At 64.5% G+C, this 21,466-nt stretch carries 20 protein-coding genes; 9 read left to right on the top strand and 11 right to left on the bottom strand.

The annotated features are described in order from the left end of the window. Positions 1-498 precede the first annotated feature (498 nt). Positions 499-1,938 carry a PLP-dependent aminotransferase family protein gene (locus M9955_07195; GenBank protein ID MCO5081430.1) on the top strand — a complete coding sequence of 480 codons (1,440 nt, stop codon included), beginning with the start codon at positions 499-501 and terminating at the stop codon, positions 1,936-1,938. Between the two features lie 168 nt (positions 1,939-2,106). Here the strand turns inward: M9955_07195 and M9955_07190 are convergent, their stop codons facing one another. From M9955_07190 to M9955_07165, 6 genes are all read right to left on the bottom strand, one after another. Beyond that, a complete protein-coding gene (locus M9955_07190) occupies positions 2,107-2,877 on the bottom strand; it encodes a TerC family protein (protein MCO5081429.1) in 771 nt (256 codons plus the stop codon). A gap of 142 nt (positions 2,878-3,019) precedes the next feature. Continuing rightward, complete coding sequence (locus tag M9955_07185) at positions 3,020-3,844, bottom strand: YmdB family metallophosphoesterase (GenBank protein MCO5081428.1); 825 nt, start codon at positions 3,842-3,844, stop codon at positions 3,020-3,022. 53 nt (positions 3,845-3,897) lie between these two features. Further along, the gene (locus tag M9955_07180) at positions 3,898-4,482 is read right to left on the bottom strand and encodes a 5-formyltetrahydrofolate cyclo-ligase (GenBank protein ID MCO5081427.1); all 585 of its coding nucleotides are present in this window, start codon (positions 4,480-4,482) and stop codon (positions 3,898-3,900) included. A 128-nt stretch (positions 4,483-4,610) separates the two neighbouring features. Next, positions 4,611-5,009, bottom strand: coding sequence for a hypothetical protein (locus M9955_07175; GenBank protein MCO5081426.1), 399 nt, complete (start codon positions 5,007-5,009; stop codon positions 4,611-4,613). Between the two features lie 94 nt (positions 5,010-5,103). Then, a complete protein-coding gene (gene rpmF / locus M9955_07170; GenBank protein ID MCO5081425.1) occupies positions 5,104-5,286 on the bottom strand; it encodes a 50S ribosomal protein L32 in 183 nt (60 codons plus the stop codon). A gap of 141 nt (positions 5,287-5,427) precedes the next feature. Next, positions 5,428-6,135: a transglycosylase domain-containing protein gene (locus tag M9955_07165; protein MCO5081424.1), complete on the bottom strand. Its 708-nt coding sequence runs from the start codon at positions 6,133-6,135 to the stop codon at positions 5,428-5,430. A gap of 166 nt (positions 6,136-6,301) precedes the next feature. Between M9955_07165 and M9955_07160 the strand changes: the two genes are divergently transcribed. After that, complete coding sequence (locus M9955_07160) at positions 6,302-7,183, top strand: polyprenyl synthetase family protein (protein MCO5081423.1); 882 nt, start codon at positions 6,302-6,304, stop codon at positions 7,181-7,183. Positions 7,184-7,284: 101 nt separating this feature from the next. Continuing rightward, positions 7,285-9,606 (top strand): response regulator, encoded by a 2,322-nt coding sequence (locus tag M9955_07155; GenBank protein ID MCO5081422.1) that lies wholly within the window; start codon positions 7,285-7,287, stop codon positions 9,604-9,606. Positions 9,607-9,650: 44 nt separating this feature from the next. Here the strand turns inward: M9955_07155 and M9955_07150 are convergent, their stop codons facing one another. Beyond that, positions 9,651-10,484, bottom strand: coding sequence for a lytic transglycosylase domain-containing protein (locus tag M9955_07150; protein MCO5081421.1), 834 nt, complete (start codon positions 10,482-10,484; stop codon positions 9,651-9,653). Positions 10,485-10,500: 16 nt separating this feature from the next. After that, positions 10,501-11,751, bottom strand: coding sequence for a flavodoxin-dependent (E)-4-hydroxy-3-methylbut-2-enyl-diphosphate synthase (gene ispG, locus M9955_07145; GenBank protein ID MCO5081420.1), 1,251 nt, complete (start codon positions 11,749-11,751; stop codon positions 10,501-10,503). A gap of 187 nt (positions 11,752-11,938) precedes the next feature. Between ispG and M9955_07140 the strand changes: the two genes are divergently transcribed. After that, positions 11,939-12,526: a hypothetical protein gene (locus M9955_07140; GenBank protein MCO5081419.1), complete on the top strand. Its 588-nt coding sequence runs from the start codon at positions 11,939-11,941 to the stop codon at positions 12,524-12,526. Here the strand turns inward: M9955_07140 and M9955_07135 are convergent, their stop codons facing one another. Next, positions 12,527-13,141, bottom strand: coding sequence for a TetR/AcrR family transcriptional regulator (locus tag M9955_07135; GenBank protein ID MCO5081418.1), 615 nt, complete (start codon positions 13,139-13,141; stop codon positions 12,527-12,529). Positions 13,142-13,510: 369 nt separating this feature from the next. Between M9955_07135 and M9955_07130 the strand changes: the two genes are divergently transcribed. The 3 genes from M9955_07130 (at position 13,511) to M9955_07120 (ending at position 18,095) form a co-directional block, all read left to right on the top strand. Continuing rightward, positions 13,511-14,650, top strand: a complete 1,140-nt coding sequence (locus M9955_07130) for an efflux RND transporter periplasmic adaptor subunit (GenBank protein ID MCO5081417.1) — start codon at positions 13,511-13,513, stop codon at positions 14,648-14,650. Between the two features lie 12 nt (positions 14,651-14,662). Next, the gene (locus M9955_07125) at positions 14,663-17,842 is read left to right on the top strand and encodes an efflux RND transporter permease subunit (protein MCO5081416.1); all 3,180 of its coding nucleotides are present in this window, start codon (positions 14,663-14,665) and stop codon (positions 17,840-17,842) included. 94 nt (positions 17,843-17,936) lie between these two features. Beyond that, positions 17,937-18,095: a DUF3309 domain-containing protein gene (locus M9955_07120; GenBank protein ID MCO5081415.1), complete on the top strand. Its 159-nt coding sequence runs from the start codon at positions 17,937-17,939 to the stop codon at positions 18,093-18,095. 117 nt (positions 18,096-18,212) lie between these two features. On the opposite strand, the gene M9955_07115 is transcribed toward M9955_07120, so the two are convergent. Beyond that, a complete protein-coding gene (locus M9955_07115; protein MCO5081414.1) occupies positions 18,213-19,040 on the bottom strand; it encodes a universal stress protein in 828 nt (275 codons plus the stop codon). A 278-nt stretch (positions 19,041-19,318) separates the two neighbouring features. Between M9955_07115 and M9955_07110 the strand changes: the two genes are divergently transcribed. Then, on the top strand, positions 19,319-19,840 hold the full coding sequence (locus M9955_07110) for a GNAT family N-acetyltransferase (GenBank protein ID MCO5081413.1): 522 nt from the start codon (positions 19,319-19,321) through the stop codon (positions 19,838-19,840). A gap of 218 nt (positions 19,841-20,058) precedes the next feature. Continuing rightward, positions 20,059-20,895: a universal stress protein gene (locus M9955_07105; protein MCO5081412.1), complete on the top strand. Its 837-nt coding sequence runs from the start codon at positions 20,059-20,061 to the stop codon at positions 20,893-20,895. Positions 20,896-20,974: 79 nt separating this feature from the next. Here the strand turns inward: M9955_07105 and M9955_07100 are convergent, their stop codons facing one another. After that, positions 20,975-21,379: a host attachment family protein gene (locus tag M9955_07100; GenBank protein ID MCO5081411.1), complete on the bottom strand. Its 405-nt coding sequence runs from the start codon at positions 21,377-21,379 to the stop codon at positions 20,975-20,977. Positions 21,380-21,466 lie beyond the last annotated feature (87 nt).

Below are 21,466 nucleotides of genomic sequence, written 5' to 3'. Positions count from 1 at the left end.
CTGCCCACCCGACCGATCGTGCAATTCGTATGGGGTCAGGAGCATCGGGCGCGAGGCTTGAATGGCAATGCAATTGCGAAGCAACTGCGCAAGCATGTTTGCGATGTATGTAGAATACTGACGCAGCCGAAACAAAAAAAGCTGTCCCGATGTCAATCGGGACGGAAAAAGTTCATGATCGCATTTTCCGGCGGAAGGCTTGTTTAGAGCAATGTCCGACCAGATTGGATTATTCCGACCGACGGCTGGCGAGGCGAAACGGCAGGATTGCCGCGAGGCTCGATGGGATTTGGGCGGCGTGCCGGGCGAGTGCAGGCCAGTCCTGCCCGTCGGTAAAAATATCCATCGAAGCCTTCCACCCTGTCCCAAACAGTTTCCCGCAGGGAGTCGTACGGCGATGAGACAGCGGACTTGTCGCGCCGGAGTCCGGCGGAGATTTTCAGCCCGGTGTTACAGCACGCCTCGTTCGGCTCGCGTTTGTGCCGGATAGGGATCGGCATGCGGCGTCGGGCTCTTCTCGACTGGCTTGATCTGGACCGCGCGAGGGCCGAGCCCTTGCAGGAGCAGATGGCGCAGCAGCTGCGCAATGCGATCATGCAAGGCGAAATGCCGAGCGGCATGGCGTTGCCTTCGTCCCGGTCGCTCGCCAAGGATCTTGGCGTGTCGCGCGGCACCGTCACGGCGGTGTACGACAGGCTGCTTGGTGAGAGCCTGCTGGAAGTGAGAGGGCGGTCGGCGACCTTCGTGAGCACCGTGGCTGCTCCGATGGTCGTGCAGCGACATCCGCGTACCGCTTCACCGCCGGAGGGAAGTGTTCAGAACCGGGGCGAGATGCCGCCTCCCTATCCGGCGTTTTCCCCGGGCATGCCGGCATTCGATCTCTTTCCCGCGGAACGGTGGGGTCGGCTGCTCAGCAGCCGCTATCGCCAGATGACGGCCGATCTGGCCGGGGAGAGCATTCATATCGGAGGATTTGCCGCACTTCGCCGAGCGCTGGCTGAACATCTCGTGGTCGCGCGCGGACTGATATGCGAGCCGCGGCAGGTGCTCGTCACCAGTTCGGCTCGTGGCGCCCTTTCGGCCCTCTGCCGCATGCTGGCGAAACCGGGCGACCGCTGCCTCGTGGAAGACCCCGGCTATTTTATCGTCGGCGAGGTCGTGAAGGGACTGGGACTGGAGGTGGTCGCGATACCGGTCGACGGAGACGGGCTGGTGGTGGAACCGTTCCTGCCGTCGGCGAAGATGGCCTATGTCACGCCGACGCATCAGATGCCGACAGGCGCCCGGCTGGCGGAAAGCCGGGCGCGCAGGCTGATCGAGTGGGCGAGGCGCGAGAACGCCTGGATCATCGAGGATGATTACGACAGCGAGTTCCGCTATGTGGGGCAGCCGCTGGTTGCGCTGCAGCGGTCCGATCCGCATGGGCGCGTGATCTATGTCGGCACTTTCTCCAAGACGCTCTTCCCGAGCCTCAGAACAGCCTTCTTCGTCGTACCGGAGGACATGGTGGCGGCAGCCGAGCGGGCGGTGTTCATGAACGGACTGGAACCGCCGCTGCATTTGCAGGCGGCCCTTGCCGATTTCATCGATCAGGGCCTCTATGCAAAGCACATCCGCAAGGCGCGGCTGGTCTACAGGCATCGCCAGCAATTGCTGGTGGAAGCGCTCAACCAGCATATGGGCGATATTACCCGATCCGCCGGTCCTCCGGGGGGCATGAACATGGTCCTGTCGCTGCCGGCGGGCGTACCTGCGCATCTCGTCCAGTACGAGGCTTCCAGGCAATCCCTGCATGTCAGGCCGCTCTCGTTCTACGCCGTTCGGGCGCCGGCTCCCAATGCGCTGCATCTGGGTTTCGCCGCAGTGCAGGAGCGCCATATCGAGCCGGCAGCCAAACGTCTCGCCGACATTGTCAGGGGTCTCCTGCCGGCCCGCTGATACGGCGCGAGACAGCCGGCTAGTCCAAAAAAGCAAGACCCGCCGTTGAAGAAGCGAGCCGCCGCCGCGCGGGCTTTGAGGCCCTTTACGAATTTTCAGCGCTTAGGACCATGGTCATCAAACACGACTGACGCAGGAGGCTCGCGGCCAGAGTCACGAGGCCTTTGTTCAGTGCTCGCGCGCCGAGCCTGGCTTGGCCTTGCGCCGCCGCGCCAGCATGTTGAGCGCTTCCACCAGCGCGGAAAAACCCATCGCCGCGTAGATGTAGCCCTTCGGCACATGATAGCCCATGCCGTCGGCGATCAGCGTCATGCCGATCATCAGCAGGAAGCCCAGCGCCAGCATGACGATGGTCGGGTTCTTCGCGATGAAATTGGCGAGCGGATTGGCCGCCAGCATCATGACGGTCACGGCCGCGATGACGGCGATGTACATGATCGCGATCTCGTCGGTCATGCCGACCGCGGTGATGATGGAGTCCACCGAGAAGACGAGATCCAGCAGCAGGATCTGGAAGATGGCACCGCCCATCGAAAGCTGAAGCGTCTCCCCGATCATGGAATCCTTGTGGTCCTGCGGGTCGACGGTGTGGTGGATCTCCTTGGTCGCCTTCCAGACGAGGAACAGGCCGCCTGCGATAAGGATGAGATCGCGCCACGAAAAACCGTGGTCGAAGAGCGTGAAGACCGGCCGGGTCAACTGGACGATGAAGGAGATCGTGGCGAGCAGCACCAGCCGCATCACCAAAGCCGCGCCGATGCCGAGGCGTCTTGCCCGCGCCTGCTGTTCCTTGGGCAGCTTGTTGGTGAGGATGGAGATGAAGATCAGATTGTCGATGCCGAGAACGATCTCGAGCACGACCAGCGTGAGCAAGGCCACCCATGCCGTCGGATCGTTCACAAAGGCGAAATAGGGCGCCAGGAAGTCGACGATCGGCATTCTGGGGAAGCTCGCTTCTCGCAATGGGAAATTGCGGCGTGAGGTAGGGAGCGCAAGGCCGCTCGTCAATGTCTCGGCAGTGGAATTTCCGACAATCTACTACAAGGCGTTCCAGAGCGATCCGGATTTCGCCGGAATTGCTCTAGCGCCAGAAAGCAGGCACGGTTTCCTCGAGCCGCGGACCGAGCCGCAAGGGCGCGATCCGCTCCGTGAGGCCCGTACGATCGGAAATATCCACGCCGAGGCCGCAGATCGTGGCGGGGCCGGCAGCGACCTCGAACCGTCCGCGTGGGACTTTGAAGAGAAACCGGTTCAGCGGCTCCTCCTTGTCCATGCCCAGCGAGGAATCGTAGTCGCCGCACATGCCGGCATCCGTCAGATAGCCCGTGCCGCCGTTGAGGATCTGGTGGTCGGCGGTTGGCTGATGCGTATGCGTGCCGACGACAAGGCTCGCCCGGCCATCGACGAAATGGGCGAAACACATCTTCTCGGACGTCGCCTCGGCATGGAAATCGATCACCACCGCGTCGGCCTGTTCGCCGAGCGGGCAGTCTCGCAATATGCCTTCCGCCGACTCGAATGGGTCGTCGAGATCGGGGTGCATGAAGACGCGGCCCATAATGTTGGCGACAAGCACGCGCGCTCCGTTCTTCGCCATGAACAGGCCCGACCCCTTGCCGGGCGTGCCTTTCGGAAAGTTCGCCGGCCGCAGGAAGCGGCTTTCGCGCGGCGCGAATTCGAGCGCCTCGCGCTGGTCCCAGACGTGGTTGCCCGTGGTCACGACATCCGCCCCCGCCTCCAGCGTGCGGTGATAGATTTCCTCGGTGATGCCGAAGCCGCCTGCCGCGTTCTCGCCGTTGACGATGACGAAATCCAGACGGAAGTCCGCGATCAGCCCGGACAGCTGTTCCCAGACGGCCGTGCGTCCGTTCCTGCCCACCATGTCGCCGAGGAAAAGGAGTCTCATGCAGGCCTTCTAGCGGCAGGCACCGAAGCCGCGCAAGCAGTGGGTTCGGGAAGTCATGCCAGGTTTAAGCGGCGCAGGCCGCTTTCGGTGAGAAGTTCAGATATGATCACGTCGTGGGGTTCATCCGGCACGCGCTCCACCTCCTGGCAGTCGAAGGCGACGCCGATCAGGCGCGGGGCCATGCCGGCGGCATGCAGCCTGGCGATGGCCCGGTCGTAGAAGCCGGCGCCGTAGCCGATGCGGTGGCCGCGACGGTCGAAGGCTGCCAACGGCACCAGCATGATGGCCGGATCGAGCACCTCAGCCTCCGCCCCCGGCCCGGCGGTGCCGAAACCCATGTCCACCAGCGGCGCACCGCGCACCAGTTCCCGAAAAACGATGGTCTGTTTGTCGAGGATCGCGGGGAGGCAGAGCCGCGCCCCTTTCTCGCGCAGGGAGAACATCAGGGGGCGGATGTCGACCTCGGAGCGGATCGGCCAGAAGCCGGAGACGACGGCGCCGGGTTCGAAGTCGATCGCCGCTTCCGCCATCGCGGCCATGTCGAGCGATGCTTCGATGCGCCAAGACGGGTCGAGCGCGTCGCGCCGCGCCAGTGCCTGCCGTCGCAACTCCTTCTTGACGCCTCTGGCGTCCGGCAAGGGACCGGGCCCGTCGAATGCATGCATGTTAGCAACCCCGATGAGGCCGATACGTCGAGACTTACAAAGTCGGGAGCCTGCGGGATAGCGCCTGCAGGCACAGGACGTCGGAATGGAAAAGCGGTCTGCTACCCGAAATTGACGTCGCGACCGGCGGCGCGGAGCGACACCGAGAAACCTGCCAGAACGTCGATCAGCGTGATCACCATCAGGATGAAGAACACCTGATGCGCCGCGCCCTGCACCAGCAGGAACTCGACCAGATAGGCCACGAAGACGAAAGTCGAGAGGAGATGGTCTATGATCGACACGTTCGAGGTGCGCGTAGACTTCACGATCTCCACGAAAAGAAAGACGAGCGTCAGCACGATGAGCGCGTCGCCCAGCGTCATGGTCCAGATTCCGCCGGACATCATGGAAACCGAGAACAGCCCGCCCTCCCAGAGGCCGGTACTGCCCGGTTCGAGCACCAGCCCGAGATTGTAGAGGATGAGCGGTATGACCAGCAGCGGCACGGCGCTCAGCATGGGCGATCGCTTTCTTTTCCCGCGTTGCAGATCAGGTCGGAAACAAAAAGACCGGCGCGCGGCCGGTCTCCTCATGCTGCCGGGCTAAAGCCGCTCAGCTCTCTTTCGCTTCCAGCACCTGACGGCCGCGATACATGCCGGTCTTCAGGTCGATGTGGTGCGGACGGCGCATTTCGCCGGAATTCTTGTCTTCCACGTAGCTCGGAGCCTTCAGCGCGTCGGCCGAACGGCGCATGCCGCGCTTCGACGGCGAGGTCTTTCTTTTCGGTACAGCCATGGTCGTTCCAGTCGGTCAAAAGCCCTTGACGCCCTCGGTTAAAAGGGCCTTTTCCGGGCCAGGGTCTTCGGAAAGTGGCGTGCCTATACACGCTCAGCGCCGGCTTGGCCAGCATTCAACAAAAAAAATTGTCGCCTGCGCCTATTGCACGCACTGCACATAGGCGCCGGAGCGCGCCGCCAGCCGCTCGACACGCGCGGCAAGCCGCCTCAGATCGGCCGAGGGCTTGGCCGGATTGCGCGTATAGGGGTTTGGAAGCGTCACAGCCAGCAGCGCCGCCTGCCGGCGCGTCAGATCCTTAGCCGACCTGTTGAAGTGGTACTGCGCGGCCGCCTCGATGCCGTAGACGTTCGGTCCCCATTCGGCGATGTTCAGATAGATTTCCATGATCCGGCGCTTGGGCGTGACGACATCGACATAGACGGCCAGCGGCAGCTCGATCAGCTTGCGCACGGAACCCAGCGGGCGGTGCCAGAGGTACAGGTTCTTCGCCGTCTGCATGGTGATGGTCGAGGCGCCGCGGATGGGCCTGCCGTCGAGCAGGTCGTTTATCTCGCCCCTGAGTTCGCCGAAGTCGATGCCGTGATGCGAGCAGAACTGCCCGTCCTCCGACATGATGACCGAGTTGACCATGACCGGCGCGACCTCATCGAGCGGCACCCAGCGGCGATCATAACCCTGAAGGGTTGCGAGATCCGCCAGCATGAGCGTCGAGACCGGCCGTACGAAGGAAGGCAGATAGAGGATCGTCAGCACGACGGGGACGAGGGCGAGCACCAGCGCGATCTTGAAAAGCCGGAAGCCCCAGAAACGCATGCCCCTGCGTGTCTCGCCCTTTCGCGCACTCATGGCCTCGGGCTCCGAGAGCTCCGCTTCTATCGCCGGTTCGATCAACCGTCCGTTCCCGCTCTGTGGGTCTTCGGCATAAAGGGCCGAGGCTGCTTGCGCAACGCCTGACTGTCCGCTACCGCTGCCGGCCATGGACGAAGGGGCGGAAAACGGCTTCGAAAAGGCTATGGCGGCGCATGCCGTGGCCGTCGAGCGCTTTCTCGGCAGGGCGCTGGAGGACCGCCCGCGCGACGGCGAGATCGCGCGTCCTTCTCGCCTGGTCGCGGCGATGCGGCACGGCGTTCTGAACGGCGGCAAGCGGCTGCGGCCGCTGCTCGTCATGGAGAGCGCGGCGCTCTTCCGCGGCGACAAGGCGGCGGCGCTGCGGGTCGCGGGCGCGCTGGAATGCGTGCATTGCTATTCGCTCATTCATGACGACCTGCCGGCCATGGATGACGACGATCTGCGACGCGGCCAGCCGACCGTGCACAAGGCATTCGATGAGGCGACCGCGATCCTCGCCGGCGACAGCCTTCTCACCTATGCCTTCGACCTGATTTCCGACGACGAGACGCTGCTTCCCGCCGACCGCAAGCTGGCCCTGGTTCTCGGCCTGGCGCGGGCGGCGGGCGTCGGCGGCATGGCCGGCGGGCAGTCGCTGGATCTCGAGGCCGAAACCGTAAAGCCGGACGAGGCCGGCATCATCAGGCTGCAGGCGATGAAGACGGGCGCTCTGATCCGGTATGCCTGCGAGGCGGGCGCCATGGTCGGCGGCGCGTCCGAGGGCAACCGGCAGCTTCTGGCCGAATTCGGATCGGCGATAGGGCTCGCCTTCCAGCTCGCCGACGATCTTCTCGACCTCACGGCAAGCGCCGACGTGATGGGCAAGGCCACCGGCAAGGACGCCGAAGCCGGCAAGGCCACGCTGGTCGGACTGCACGGCGCGCAATGGGCGCGCGAGCAGCTTGAAGGGCTGACGGAGCAGGCGGAAACCCTGCTCGCGCCGTTCGGCCCGAAGGCGGAGGTGCTGAAGGCGGCGGCGCGCTTCATCGCCAATCGCCGGCATTGACGCTGCGGTAACTGCCGTCATCCGCGATTTCCACCAAATATTAATTCAAATCCCGCCTAATCCGCCAGTCTTCGAACGCGTGTCAGGTTGCGGGGTAGCGCGTGCAATCCTATTCGCCGTTCCTACGGTCGATCCGATACAGATACCTGACGGCGCTCGTCGTTTTCGCCATCGCATCGGGCTGCCTGCTCTTCATGCTCAACCGCGTGAACGACCTGCGGCACGAGATCGACAATCTCTCGACCTCGATCTCGCAGATCGGCGGCGAGCTGGACAGCGCCACCAAGTTTGCCGAGAAGGCCGTCGACAACTGGCGACCCGGCACGCGTGATGCGCTGGTCACGGCCGCATGGGGTCATGCCGAACGGCTGGATTCCCGGATCGACGCGCTTGAACTGAGCTTCGCGCGCATCCGCCCGAAACTGTCCAACCGGGCGAACTGGCTGCTGGATTCGGCTTCCGTCAACGGCGATCCGCTGTGGTCGGCACGCGACATGCTGCGGAACATGAAGCGCCTCGCCTCGTCTGAAGTCGCGGACGAGGGCATATTGCGGGAGATCAGGAACCAGAACGAACTGTTCGCGCAGCCCATGCTGGAGCGCGCGCGCCAGGCGGTGGATAATGAGAGGCGGCGGACCGACAACGCCATCGACCGTACGCTTCGCTGGGGCGGCGCGCTCCTGCTGATCGTTCTCGCGCTGTCGGCGATCATGGTCTTCCGACCGATGGAACGCGCCATAAGGCGCGCCTTCGCCGAATCCGATGCGTCGCTGGCCCGGGCCGAGGCGGCCGACCGGGCCAAGTCGGAATTCCTGGCCAATATGAGCCACGAGATCCGGACGCCCATGAACGGCGTGCTCGGCATGGCGGAGCTGCTGGCGAACACCGAGCTCACGGCGCGCCAGCGGACATTCACGGACGTCATCGTCAAGTCCGGCAACTCGCTGCTCACGATCATCAACGACATCCTCGACTTCTCCAAGATCAACGCCGGGCAGTTGACGCTCGACCCGGCGCCGTTCCGGCTCGCCGAAGCGGTCGAGGATGTCGCGGCGCTGATTTCCGCCGGCGTGGCCGAGAAGAATCTCGAACTGATCGTCCGCATCGATCCAAGCCTTCCGCGCTTCGTCGTCGGCGACGTCGGGCGATTCAGGCAGATCATCACCAATCTGCTTGGAAACGCCGTCAAGTTCACCGAGAAGGGCCACGTGCTCATCGACGTTTCGGGCAAGCGCGACGCAAGCATGGTGACGCTCAGCGTGCGTGTCGAGGATACCGGCATCGGCATTCCGGCCGACAAGGTGCAGACCGTCTTCGACAAGTTCGCGCAGGTGGACAGCAGCTCGACGCGCCGGCATGAAGGAACGGGACTCGGCCTCGCCATCGCCGCGCGCCTGGTGGACATGATGGGCGGGCGCATCGGCGTCGAAAGCGAAGTGGGACGGGGGTCCGTCTTCTGGTTTACCGCCAGAATGCCTGTCAACGCGGCGCCGGACGAGGCCGTCCCGGTGCCGACCGACGTCACCGGAGCGCGCGTGCTCGTCATCGACGACAATCCCGTCAACCGGGACATCCTCGTGGAGCAGCTGCGCAGCTGGGGTTTCGATTGCGCCGCCGCCGAATCGGGGGCGATGGGGATCGCCTTCCTGAATCGGGCCTATGAGGTCGGCGTCCAGGTCGATTGCGTCATCCTCGACTATCAGATGCCCGGCATGAACGGCGCCGACGTCGCCAAGGCCATGTGCTCCGACGATCGCACCCAATCCGTGCCGATCGTGCTGCTCAGCTCCGTGGACCAGATGGATCTCAGCCGCCTCGTGCTCGACTACGCCATCGCTGCGCAGCTTACGAAACCGGCCCGGTCCTCGATACTGCTCGGCGCCATCATCTCGGCGATCCAGAAGGCGCGTTCCAAGACGACGCCGGCGAGCCACATCCACGAACCGGAGCTGACCGGCATATCAAGGCCGCTCCAGCCGGAGAGCCTGGCGCAGGTGGCCCCGCAGCCGGCGACCCGGCCCCTGCCGGTTGCAATCGATATCCTGATCGCCGAGGACAACGAGGTGAACCAGATGGTGTTCGCCCAGATTCTCAACGGCATCGGGCTGCAGTACCGGATCGCCGCCAATGGCCGGACGGCGCTGGAGATGTTCCGCTCCCTGCGGCCGAAGCTGGTATTGATGGATGTGTCGATGCCCGAGATGAACGGCTACGAGACAACGCGCGCCATCCGCGCGGACGAGGCGCGAACCGGCGGCCGCACGCCGATCATCGGCGTCACCGCGCATGCGCTGAAGGGCGATCGGGAAAAGTGCCTCGAAGCCGGCATGGACGACTATCTCGCCAAGCCGATCTCGCCGGACCGCCTGCGCGCCAAGATCAATGCGTGGCTGACCGACGGCGTCGTCGCCAAGTCGGCCTGAAACGGTCCGGACGCAAAAACTGCAACGCACTTTGCTGGATCGCACTACCTGTTGCGGGTGACGATACAGGCGCCGCCCGCGCCGCGAAGTTTCTGGCAGATCACGTCCGCATCCGCCCTGCTGTCCGCTCCGATGCGCACCGCGTAGATGCCGCGCCGGCCGATCGGCGTGCGCACGCGGCTCACCACGGGCTCATGCTCCGCCAGCAGCGCCGGAAACCGGTTGCGCACCCGCGTCCACTGGCGGATCGCGGCGGCGCGGCGGAAATTGCCTGCTACCTGGATGCCCCACGGCTTCACATGGATGCGCGCCATGGGAATGGTGGCCGCCATGATGACGGGCAGCTTGCGGCAGGCTTCGGCGAAGGGAAGGTTTGCGTCCAGCGGCTGCACCGTGCCGGCATAGGAGGCTGTGGAAAAATTGTCGGCCGGCTCGCCCATGATGTCGAGCACATAGTCCTCCGTTTCGAGCGGCAGGAAACCGCCGCTCCTCAGCCAGCGGGAAACGCGCGTCTCTCCGGCATTGTAGGCCGCGGCGGCGAGGCCGAGATTGCCGAAGCCGGTCTTCAGTTCGCCGAGATATTTCGCCGAGGCCGGTATCGCCTGCTCGACATCGAAGGAATCTGCGAGCCCCCGCATCTTCGCGGTGCCCGGCATGAACTGGGCGATGCCTTCCGCGCCGGCCGGGCTGACCGCTTCCGGGTCGAAACGGCTCTCCTTCCAGATCAACCTCGCCATAAAATCGCGCGGCAGCCGGTTCGCGTTGGCATGGGTCTCGATGAGATGGCAGATGCGGCCGACCGTGACCGGCCGCTTGATGCTGGCGGGCGGATCGGCACGCGCGGGGAGCGCGAGCAGGCAGGCGAATGTCGCCGCCAACGCCGCGCGAACGCGCCTATTCGGCCGCCGCCCTGCCACGTCCGAAGCGCTGCTCGATATAGTCGGCGACCATCTTCTGGAACTCCTCCGCGATGTCAGGGCCGCGCAGGGTGGCGGCCTTGCGGCCGTCGATGAAGACGGGAGCGGTCGGCATCTCGCCGGTGCCGGGCAGCGAAATGCCGATGTCGGCATGCTTGGATTCGCCCGGCCCGTTGACGATGCAGCCCATCACCGCGACCTTGAGTTCCTCCACGCCCGGATAGTGGCTGCGCCAGACGGGCATGTTGGCGCGGATGTCCTCCTGGATTTTCTGCGCGAGCTCCTGGAAGACGGTGGACGTGGTGCGCCCGCAGCCGGGGCAGGCCGCGACGATCGGCACGAACTGCCGGAATCCCATGGTCTGGAGCAGTTCCTGCGCCACCTGCACCTCGCGGGTGCGGTCGCCGCGCGGCTCTGGCGTCAGCGAAATGCGGATGGTGTCGCCGATGCCCTGCTGCAACAGAATGCCCATGGCGGCGGACGAGGCGACGATGCCCTTCGATCCCATGCCGGCCTCGGTCAGGCCGAGATGCAGCGCGTGGTCGGAACGCGTCGCAAGCTGCGTGTAGACGGCGATCAGGTCTTGTACGCCGCTCACCTTGGCAGAAAGGATGATCCTGTCGCGCCCAAGCCCGATCTGCTCCGCCATCTCGGCCGACATCAGCGCAGACTGCACGATTGCCTCGTACATGACCTGAACCGCGGTCAGAGGCGAGCCTTTCGCCTGGTTCTCGTCCATCAGCTGCGTCAGCAGGGCCTGATCGAGCGAGCCCCAGTTGACGCCGATGCGCACCGGCTTGTCGTAGCGGATCGCCATTTCGACGATCGAGGCGAACTGCTTGTCCTTCTTCTCCTTGAAACCGACATTGCCCGGATTGATGCGGTATTTCGCGAGCGCGTCGGCGCAGCCCGGATGATCGGCCAGAAGGCGGTGGCCGATATAATGGAAGTCGCCGACCAGCGGCACGTTGACGCCCAGCCGGTCGAGCCGCTCGCGGATCGCCGGCACGGCGGCAGCGCTCTCGTCGCGGTCGACGGTGATGCGCACGATCTCCGAGCCGGCGCGGTGCAGCGCCGCCACCTGCGCGACCGTCTCGTCGACATCGGCCGTATCGGTGTTGGTCATCGACTGCACGACGACCGGAGCGTCACCGCCGACGAGCACGCCGCCGACATCGACGCCGACCGAGCGCCTGCGAGGAAATGGGGAAGAGAAATATCCGGTCATGCCGGTTGTCCCGTTCGACGGAAATTATGGCCTTGAGGTGGCTGAGCGCCGGACGCTTGTCAATGCGGGTCCTTGTCAAGCGACGCCCTGCCGCGCATCGTTGCCATCATATCGACGATCCGCTTCCTTTTCTTGCCGTGTTTTCATGAGAATTTCGCGAATGGTCTGGATTTCCGGGCGGGGTGCCATGCGACACATTGTTTCGTTCGGTCTTGCGCTGGCCGCCGCCTGTCTTCTGGCGCCGCCGCCGCTGATCGCCCAGGCGGTTGAACCCGGCAAGGAAGGCGAACTCGCCAAGATCGTCGCGCCCCGGCAGGGCGCGCACGCCTGTTTTGGCCGCATCTACGACGCCAGGCACCTGCAGACGCATCCCGACCAGCGCGTGGCGAAGATGGACTTCAGGCTTGCCTATGAGATCCACGAGCCGGACCAGTTTTTCCCCAAGGGCCAGCGCAACTACTATTTTCAACTGCACGTCGGCTTGCGCGACCAGAAGCAGGGCCGTCCGCTCCAGGCATTCGGCGAATGCGCGCCATCAGCAGACGGCAAGGGCATCTTCTGCGGAGTCGAATGCGATGGCGGCGGTGTCGTCATCCGCCGCCGCGACGGCAACAAGCTGCTGGTTGACCTCGCCGCCACCGGCCGCATCCGCATGACGGAAGGGTGCGACGACGGCGAGGAAGACGGCGTCGAACTGCTGCCGGGCAAGGACGACAGGACGTTTCTGCTCAGCGAGACGGCCGCAGGCCAGTGCCCGGCTTATGAGGACTGGTGATCAGCGCTCGATCGAAAGCTCGATGACGCGAACGAGCTGGCGCGCCGCGGCGGCCTGCGCGGCATCGTCGGAGGTTCGCATCTTCATGCCCTCCAGCCCGTCGACAAGAAGTTCGGCGAGCACTTCGGCGCACAGCCCGCGCTGTTTCAGGTCGACGCCCGTGCGGCCCGTCTCCTCGGCAATGGCGGCCCGGAACAGGCGCGCCACGCCGCTATGCCAGTTCTTCACGAGATCGCCGGCGAGTTCGTTCCTGAGATCGAGGATCTCGGCGCCGTGAGGCGACTGCTTGATTGCGCATATCATGTCGATCATCGTGGCCTCGATCGCCGCATAAAGCCGTTCGCCGAGCGAACCCGGCCCTTCCAGCAATTCCTGCATGCGCTGCCGCGATTGATCGAACATACGGCCGGCGATGGCCCGGTAGATCTCGGCCTTGTTCCTGAACAGAAGGTAGAGCGCCGGCCGCGACATCTGCGCGGCGCGCGCTATGTCGTCCATCGTCGTGCGATGATAGCCGTAGACGAGCACGACCTTCATGGCGGCTTCCAGCACGCGCGCCCGCTTGGAGTCTGCGGCGACCCCCGCATCGTAGGTTTCGGAAACCAGAAGGCTCACGCCGCGCAACCCCGGCCAGCGGCAATCTCAATCATGGAAAGCATCATTGACAAAAATACAAAATTTGTCAATGTGTCATCGCGTGCCATATGTGGAGATGCATGGCGTCCCGATCGTCGGTGGGCTGATTTCCATCCGACAACCGGGAGCGGTTCGCGCCATCCGTGCGAGCTTGCGTTTCCGCTGATGGAGGCATGAATATTAATCACTGTCCCGCAAAGAAAGGATGGGCTAGTCAGCCCGACCGGGACGTAGACAATCGAAGATGCGGATTGAACATCGTCGCGTGCGCCACCACATTGCCGCACGAAAACGCGACCGATGGCTCGTCCTGACGCAGCCTCCTGAAACAGGACCGAAATACGGATCATGGCGAAGTTCAGGTTTCACAAATTGGCGGCCGTCGCCGTGCTCGTCGGTTTCGCGGCGTGGATGGGAACGGGCAAATTCTCGTCCGTCGGAAGCGCATCCGCAGAGGGCGAGGCCGCGCCTGCGGAGCAGGCGATGCCCGAGCAGCCGAAGGCCGCGCCCCGCACCGTCGCCGTGATCACGCCGCCGCGCATCCAGCATGCGCGCGCCATAAGGCTTTCCGGGCAGACGGAGGCCGACAAGCGCGCCGTTCTGGCGACACGCGCCGCCGGCATCATTGAAGAGCTTCCGGTCAAGCAGGGCGACCACGTCAAGGCGGGCGACCTGATCCTTCTGCTCGGCGCCGAAGACAAGCCGGCGATGGTCGAGATGGCGAAGCAGATCGTCAAGCAGCGTCAGGCCGAACTGGAAGCCGCAGAGCGGCTGGCCCGCACGGGCAACCTGCCGAAGCTCCAGCTCGACACGGCGGTTTCCGCGCTTGCGCAGGCCAAAAGCCAGCTCGCACAGGCGCAGGCGGAGCTCGACCGCAACCGCATCGTGGCGCCGTTCACCGGCATCGTCGACAAGGTGTCGGTGGAGATGGGCAGTTCGGTGATGCAGGGCGGCGAGGTGGCGACGCTGCTCAGCCTCGATCCGGTGCTGGTGAAAGGCGAGATCAGCGAGCGCGACCTTCGCCACGTCGCCATCGGCGATACCGCCGAAGCGGTTCTGGTCGACGGCGAGACGGTCAAGGGCACGGTCCGCTACATCAGCCGCGAGGCGTCGCCCACCACCCGAACTTTCCGCATCGAGGTCGCGATTCCCAATCCGGACAACCGCATACCGGCCGGCATGACGTCGGAGATCACCGTACGGGCGGCGTCGACCGACGCGGTCGTGCTGCCGCGCTCGGTCGTGACCCTGAACGCGAACGGCGATCTCGGCATTCGCGCGGTCGACCGGGAATCGAAGATCGTCTTCTATCCGATCGATCTGGTCGACGACACGGCCAGGGGCTTCGTGCTCGGCGGTATTCCCGCCGATGCGCAGATCGTCGTCGCCGGGCAGGATCTGGTCGCCGAAGGCGATGTCGTCAATGCGGTGCCTGCCGACCGGGCGGTGCTGGACAAGCTCGCCGGCAACTTCACCGGCACCAACTAAAACGGACGTCCCATGGATATCGTCAAGCTTGCGATACGCAATGCGCGGCTGACCCTTTCCGTCCTGCTCTTCCTGATCGTCGCGGGCGCGCTGGCCTATCAGTCCGTGCCCAAGGAGGCCGAGCCGGACGTCGCCATTCCGGTGATGTATGTCAGCCTTATCTACCAGGGCATCTCGCCGGAAGATTCGGAGCGCCTGCTCCTGCGTCCGGTCGAGACCAAGCTCAAGAGCCTGAAGGGCCTCAAGGAGATGAAGTCGGCCGCCTATGAGGGCGGCGGCTACGTCCTGGTCGAGTTCGATCCGTCGACCGATCTCGGCGATGCGCTGATCGACACCCGCAACAAGGTGCAGGACGCCAAGCGCGACCTGCCCGCGGGCGTCGAGGAGCCGACCGTCAACGAGGTGAACGTCTCGGAATTCCCGGTTCTCGTCGTGACGCTTTCCGGCAATGTTCCGGAACGCATCCTGACGGAGGCCGCCAAGACGCTGCGCGATCGTATCGAGGAGGTGCCGGGCGTGCTGGAGGGCACGATCCAGGGATCGCGTGACGAACTGGTCGAGGCGATCATCGATCCGATGCGCCTCTCCTCCTACGGGCTTCGTCTCGACGAGCTCATCCAGGGCATCGGCGCCTCGAACAACCTTGTCGCGGCGGGCGCCATCGAAGGCGCGGAAGGCAAATACGCGATCAAGGTGCCGGCGCTGATCGAAACGCCGGAGGACGTCGCCAACCTGCCCGTGGTGGCGGGGCCGGACGCCGTGGTGCGCGTGCGCGACCTGGCCACCGTGCGTGCGACCTTCAAGGACGCCGAGACCATTACGCGGCTGGACGGCAAGCCCGCCATCGCCATCGAGGTGAAGAAGCGCATCGGCGCCAACATCGTCCAGACTATCGACGGCGCCAAGCACGTCGCCGACGAATTCATGAAGACCATGCCGGAAGGCATGGAGGTGACCTACACGCAGGACAAGTCGGTCTTCGTCAACCAGTTGCTGACCGATCTGCAGAACCATGTGCTGATCGCGGTCATCCTCGTCTTCATCGTCATCCTTTATGCGCTTTCCGGCCGCGCCTCGCTGCTGATCGGCCTCGCCATTCCCTCGTCCTTCCTCATGGGCATCCTGGCGCTCGGACTGATGGGCTACACGATCAACATGATCGTGCTGTTCAGCCTGATCCTCGCTGTTGGCATGCTGGTCGACGACGCCATCATCGTGACCGAATATGCCGAACGGCGCATGTCGGAGGGCATGCCGAAGGAACAGGCCTTCGAGGAAGCGGCCAAGCGCATGGCCGGCCCGGTGATCGCCGCGACGATGACACGCATCGCGGCCTTCTCGCCGCTGCTGTTCTGGCCGGGCATCATCGGCGACTTCATGAAATACCTGCCGATCACGCTCATCGTCACGCTCGCGGCCTCGATGGCCTATGCGCTGATCTTCGCGCCGACCATAGGCGCGCTCTTCGCCAAGGCGCCGGCGCATCACGAGAACGAGCACAAGGACGGCTGGTACATGGCGGTCGTCAACAAGGCCGTGCACTATCCGAAGACGGTACTGGTGCTGACCGTGGCGCTGCTCGTCGCCGTGCCGTTCGCCTATTCCAAATACGGCGCCGGGGTCGAGTTCTTCCCGAATGTCGAGCCGGATTACGGCCTGCTCTACGTGCATGCGCGGGGCAATCTCTCGCTGGACGAGCAGGACCGGGCCACGCGCGAGGCGGAGGACCGTATCCTCGGTTGGCCGGGCATCAAGTCGGTCTACACCCGCGTCGGCAAGACGCGCGGCGGCGGCGCCGAGATCCCCGAAGACGTGATCGGCGTCATCCAGTACGAATTCGTGGACTGGCGCCAGCGCAAGCCGGCGCATGAGATCCTCGACGAGCTGCGCACCGCCATGGCGGGCATTCCCGGCGTCGACGTCGAAGTGCGCGTGCCGGATGCGGGGCCGCCGACCGGCAAGCCCATCCAGGTCCAGCTTTCCGCCGTCAATCCGGAGGGGCTGAACGACAGGGCGCGCGAAGTCGCGGCGGAGGTGGCAAAGGTGCCGGGCGTCATCGATCTCGCCGACGGGCTGCCGCCACCCGGCGTCGACTGGGCACTGGAGGTCAACCGTTCCAAGGCGGCGCAGTACGGGGTGAGTCCGATGGCTGTCGGCACGGCCGTGCAGCTCGTCACGACCGGCCTGAAGCTGACCGACTATCGGCCGGCGGGCGCCGACGATGCGGTGGATATCCGGTTGAGGCTGCCCGAGGATCGCCGTACGCTGGCCTCGCTCGACCAGTTGCGGCTGGAAACGGCGCAGGGCTCGGTGCCCATCTCCAACTTCGTTTCCCGCAAGCCGGAGAAGACCACCGGCATCCTGAACCGCGTGGATGGCAAGCGCACCATCACCGTGCAGGGCAATGTCGCCTCGGGCTACCAGGTTGCGGCGGTGCAGGCGGCGGTGACCAGGGTCGTCTCGGGCATGAATCTGCCCGGCATCGAATGGAAGCTCGGCGGCTCCAACGAGGACAGCGAGGAGGCGAGCGCCTTCCTCGGCAACGCCTTCGGCGCCGCCATCTTCCTGATCTTCATCGTGCTGCTCGCGCAGTTCAACAAGTTCACCAGCGTGATCCTCGTGCTTTCCTGCGTCGTCATGGCGACGATCGGCGCGCTGCTCGGCATGATGCTCACCGGCCAGGCCTTCGTCATCGTCATGTCCGGCATCGGCATCATCGCGCTGGCGGGCGTCGTGGTGAACAACAACATCGTGTTGATCGATACCTACGACCGGTTGCGCGACGAGGGCTGGAACAAGCTCGACGCCGTGCTCCAGACCTGCCGCGAGCGTGCCAGACCCGTCGTGCTGACGGCGCTGTCGGCGATCCTCGGGGTGCTGCCGATCGCCTTCGGCCTTGGGCTGGAAATCTTCCATCAGGAGACGACGATCAATGCGCCGTCGACCCAATGGTGGATCGCGCTGTCGTCGGCCATCGTCTTCGGCCTGTCCTTCGCCACCGTGCTGACGCTGGTGGTGACGCCGTCGATGCTGATGGTCTTCACCCGCGACAAGCGCCGGCCGGGTGAGCGCGGCTGGCTCGGGCGCCTCAAGGACAGGATCTTCCGGCGCAAGGCTGCCGATTCAGCCGGCGCAGGCGCCGAGGAGGGTGTCACCGAGCCGGCCATCGCCTACCCGAAGGCGGCCGAGTAGAGGTCTTCAAAAGTCAGCGGAAAAGCCGGTTCGGGAACCTCGGACCGGCTTTCTGCATTGTCGGCGTGTTGAAACGGACTCTTCGGGGGAACCCATGACGCTCGGCACAATCCTCATCATCATTCTCATCCTGATCCTGCTGGGTGCGATACCGGCCTGGCCTTATTCGCGCGGCTGGGGATACGGCCCCTCGGGCATTGTCGGCGTCATCCTTGTCGTGCTTCTGATCCTGCTCCTGATGGGCCGCATCTGACAGCGGATCTATGGACTGCACAGCACGCAGCAAGTGCTCCTCGCCCGCGAGGTCGGGAGAGTTTTAGGCTTGCTTTAAGATCGGGTCGCCGCCGAAGCGAGTTCGACGCGCCCAGTTTCAGCTCGACATGAAGCGGTTCAGCGCCGTCTCGTCGAGCAGCGAGCGGGTCACGCCGCCGAACACCCATTCGCGGAAGCGGCTGTGTCCGAAAGCGCCCGAGACGACGAGATCCGCACGCGAAGCCATCACGAAGTCAACGAGCCCTGCCTCTTCGTCGGCCGCCTCGATCACCTCGTGGCGGGCTTTTGCGCCATGGCGCGTAAGAAAGGCCACGACGTCGCGGACGCTTTCCCTGACCCAGCCGTCGGGATCGGCAGCGACGGAAACGACAACCACGTCGCCGGCCGCCTGCAGAAGCGGGACGGCATCGGCAACGGCGCGGCGCGCCTCGCGCGTGTCTTTCCAGGCGACAACGGCGGTGTTCAGACGCAGGCTCGTCGCGCCGTCCGCCGCGATCAGGATCGGTCGACCTGCCGAGAGCGCCAGCGCCGAGGGGTCGACCGCGCGAAAGCCGTCGCCGGTCGCGGCTCCGCGCGCAGCGCCGACCACGATGAGATCCGCAACCCTCGCCGTTTCGATCAGCCCGCGCGTCGGTGTCTGGAGCGCTTCCAGCCATCGCTTTTCAAAGACATCGCCGGCGGCGCGCTCGAATTCGGCGCGTACTTCCTTGAAGCGCCGGCTTATCTCGCCGCGCATCTGTTGCCATGCCTCGACAGCCAGACCGCCACCCTCCGGTCCCGTGACCGGCAGGGCGGCGTCCGCCGCGCAGAAACCGATCATCTCCGCATTGAACCGCGCGCACAGATCCGCCGCCAGCGCCGTGATCGGAGCGACCGGGCCATCGATGTCCAGATTTACGAGAATGGATTTGTAGCTCACGATCATGCCTTTCCAAGCAACTATGTCGTCGCAAGGCTAGGCGACGCCCGTCGCGGCGACATTGACGTTGATCAATCGCCCTGCGGCTCTTTCCCTCCGATGCGGCCGGAGGATAACAACCGGCGCGATTGTTGATCGACATCAATGACCGCAAACGGTTTCGGCCTCAGAGTGATCTCAACATAAACGACACAAGCATCAGAGGAAACGACCGGAAAGGGATAGCCCTGACGGGATCGTCAACATCGCCCGGCCTTTCCGGGCCTGAAGTCTGGAGAAGTACCATGAAAGCCAGCAACGACTGGAGCTACGACGTCATAACGCGCGCGGGTATCAACATGCACGTGCGGCCGGTACGCCCGCAGGACGAGCCGGCGCTGGCGGAGTTCTTTCACCATGTATCGCCCGAAGATCTGCGCTTCCGGTTTCTTGCCGGCGTGCGCGAACTGAGCCATGACCGGCTCGCGGCGATGACCAATGTCGATCACCAGCGAAGCGAGAATTTCCTGGCCTTCGCCGAAGACGGGGAGACGATCATCGCGACCGCCATGCTGGCCTGCGACGACGCGCTCGAACGCGGCGAGGTTGCGATCTCGGTCCGCGCCGATTTCAAGCACAAGGGCGTCGCCTGGGAGTTGTTGCGCCATGTCGCCCGGTTCGCCGAGGCAAAGGGCGTCAAGGTTCTCGAATCGATCGAGAACCGCGAGAACCATGAGGCGATCGAACTCGAGCGCGAGCAGGGTTTCGTCGCCGAGAGCTTTCCGGACGACGCATCCCTGGTGCTGATCCGCAAGCGGCTCGGCTGAGGAATACCGGGCGGCCGGATTTTTACCGGCAGGCAGAGCCTGTGCAAAGGGTATCGCCGACAGAACGTTGGCGATACCCTTTTTCCTCTGTAAGAGAGGTTCATACGACCGTCTCGCTTGTTTGAGCCTGATCAATGCCGCAAGCGAGGGGTGGTGCGATGAACGACGGGAACGGTGGGCGGCCGGTTCGGTTCGCCCTTCTTTGAGGAGATGTGGTCATGACTTTGCGAGCCTTCGTTCCGTTGGTTACCTATCCCGAGGCCTCTTCCGAGGCGTTCGCGGCGCGCGCCGCCGCCTTCGCCGCGCTGATCGGCGCCGAGATGCATGCGCTCGCAATCAATGTCGATCTGCCGGACGTCTCGAACGCCCTTTCACGGATGTTGCTCGACACGCCGCAGATGATCCGCAATGCCGAGGCGGCGAGCCGCAGGCGCGGCGAAGTCCTGCTTGCCTCGATCAAGGAACAGTCCGCGGAAGCCAGCGTCTCCGCAACGGTCGAAGCCGTCACCGGGCCTGTCGCGGGGCTCGTCGATATCGCAGCCGCCCATGCCCGTTATTTCGACCTGAGCATAATAGGCCTCGAGGCAAACAACATGACCGCCGAAGCGACCGCCGAGGCCGTCATCTTCGGTTCGGGCCGGCCTGTCGTGCTTCTGCCGGAGGGCCAGGAGAAGCATTCGCTCGACCATGTCGCCGTGGCATGGGATGGCAGCCGCGCCGCGGCACGCGCCGTCGGCGATGCCGCCTTCGCCTTCGACCGGGCGTCGAAGATCTCCGTGATCACCGTGCTCGACGAAAAGCCGATCAAGGAGAAGGACGCCGCCAACCGGCTGGTCCACGCATTGCGCGCAAGCGGCCGCAATGCCGAAACAATCGCCTCGCAGGCCGAGGATGGACCCATCGAATCCACGCTGCAAAGAACGGCGATGGAGAATGGCTGCGGCCTGCTGGTGATGGGCGGCTACGGCCATTCGCGCATGCGCGACTTCGTGCTGGGCGGCGCCACGCAGGGCGTGCTCACCGATCTCAGGATGCCCATCCTGCTCTCCCACTGACCGGGAGCGGCGTCCGACATCCGACAAAAACAAGGGCGGCCGAAACATCGTTTCGGCCGCCCTTTTCCGTTCTCCGGTATCAGGCCTTGCTGATCGCGCTGGCGATCGTCTCAACGGATGCGCGGGTCAGGTCCTTGGCCAGTTCACCGACCAGCTTCGCCTGCACTTCCGTGTGGTAGTGGCGGCGAATCTCGCCGAGCGAACGCGGGTCGGCGATGACGTAAAGCGCCGTTATACGTCCAGCGAGCACCTCGCTCTTGAGCGTTTCGGCGACGGCGGCCGCGAAGGCGTCCTCCTTCAGCCGGGAACGGTCGGGATTGGCCGAGACGCTGCGATGCCGCCCGCCGGAGTCGCGGCTGTCCGCATCCATATCCGGCGTGTCGAGCGCGACCAGTTCGATATGCGGCTCGTGGCCCTTGTTCCTGAAAAGGCGCAAATTCTCGCCATCGGCCACTGCAACGGTCGTGTCGTTCGGCAAAATCATTCTTATCTCCTGCTATGGTGACGCGATCTTCCAGATATCCCGGAAGACTGCCAGTATACTTGTCATCATGTACGGGAAGAGGCGGCT

It is taken from the genome of Rhizobiaceae bacterium (genome assembly GCA_023953845.1).
In the GTDB taxonomy this organism is placed as follows: domain Bacteria; phylum Pseudomonadota; class Alphaproteobacteria; order Rhizobiales; family Rhizobiaceae; genus Arvimicrobium.
The sequence above is the reverse complement of the archived record's forward strand: the minus strand, read 5'-3'. Positions and strand labels throughout refer to the sequence as shown.

Bases quoted from the DNA above. Each gene is read 5' to 3' on its own strand.
- M9955_07195 (MCO5081430.1), top strand. From the start codon at position 499: ATGCGGCGTCGGGCTCTTCTCGACTGGCTTGATCTGGACCGCGCGAGG.
- M9955_07190 (MCO5081429.1), bottom strand. From the start codon at position 2,877: ATGCCGATCGTCGACTTCCTGGCGCCCTATTTCGCCTTTGTGAACGAT.
- M9955_07185 (MCO5081428.1), bottom strand. From the start codon at position 3,844: ATGAGACTCCTTTTCCTCGGCGACATGGTGGGCAGGAACGGACGCACG.
- M9955_07175 (MCO5081426.1), bottom strand. From the start codon at position 5,009: ATGCTGAGCGCCGTGCCGCTGCTGGTCATACCGCTCATCCTCTACAAT.
- rpmF (MCO5081425.1), bottom strand. From the start codon at position 5,286: ATGGCTGTACCGAAAAGAAAGACCTCGCCGTCGAAGCGCGGCATGCGC.
- M9955_07165 (MCO5081424.1), bottom strand. From the start codon at position 6,135: ATGAGTGCGCGAAAGGGCGAGACACGCAGGGGCATGCGTTTCTGGGGC.
- M9955_07160 (MCO5081423.1), top strand. From the start codon at position 6,302: ATGGCGGCGCATGCCGTGGCCGTCGAGCGCTTTCTCGGCAGGGCGCTG.
- ispG (MCO5081420.1), bottom strand. From the start codon at position 11,751: ATGACCGGATATTTCTCTTCCCCATTTCCTCGCAGGCGCTCGGTCGGC.
- M9955_07140 (MCO5081419.1), top strand. From the start codon at position 11,939: ATGCGACACATTGTTTCGTTCGGTCTTGCGCTGGCCGCCGCCTGTCTT.
- M9955_07130 (MCO5081417.1), top strand. From the start codon at position 13,511: ATGGCGAAGTTCAGGTTTCACAAATTGGCGGCCGTCGCCGTGCTCGTC.
- M9955_07125 (MCO5081416.1), top strand. From the start codon at position 14,663: ATGGATATCGTCAAGCTTGCGATACGCAATGCGCGGCTGACCCTTTCC.
- M9955_07120 (MCO5081415.1), top strand. From the start codon at position 17,937: ATGACGCTCGGCACAATCCTCATCATCATTCTCATCCTGATCCTGCTG.
- M9955_07115 (MCO5081414.1), bottom strand. From the start codon at position 19,040: ATGATCGTGAGCTACAAATCCATTCTCGTAAATCTGGACATCGATGGC.
- M9955_07110 (MCO5081413.1), top strand. From the start codon at position 19,319: ATGAAAGCCAGCAACGACTGGAGCTACGACGTCATAACGCGCGCGGGT.
- M9955_07105 (MCO5081412.1), top strand. From the start codon at position 20,059: ATGACTTTGCGAGCCTTCGTTCCGTTGGTTACCTATCCCGAGGCCTCT.
- M9955_07100 (MCO5081411.1), bottom strand. From the start codon at position 21,379: ATGATTTTGCCGAACGACACGACCGTTGCAGTGGCCGATGGCGAGAAT.